At 52.9% G+C, this 227-nt stretch carries 1 protein-coding gene; it reads right to left on the minus strand.

What is annotated here, in order from left to right; translation table 11 throughout:
• On the minus strand, positions 1–227 hold a 227-nt coding region (locus IEX98_RS29330), incomplete at both ends, for an AMP-binding protein (RefSeq protein WP_229692447.1).

Genomic DNA, 227 nt, shown 5'->3' on the forward strand with positions numbered 1-227 from the left:
GCCATGCCCGGCTCGCAGCGCAAATGCGATACATCGACCGTTGCCTCCGTTGGCCCGTACAAATTAACCAACTGCACTCGTTCGCCAAATATACGGTAGAACGCCTCGGCTTGCGACAGCGGCAGCGCTTCGCCGCTTACGAATACCGTCTTCAAGCTCGCCACTTGACTAAAGCTCCGGCTTTTATTTTGATCCACATATTGCAGGAACATTTGAAACATCGAAGG

The sequence above is a fragment of the Paenibacillus radicis (ex Gao et al. 2016) genome (assembly GCF_014641555.1).
In the GTDB taxonomy this organism is placed as follows: Bacteria; Bacillota; Bacilli; order Paenibacillales; family Paenibacillaceae; genus Pristimantibacillus; species Pristimantibacillus radicis.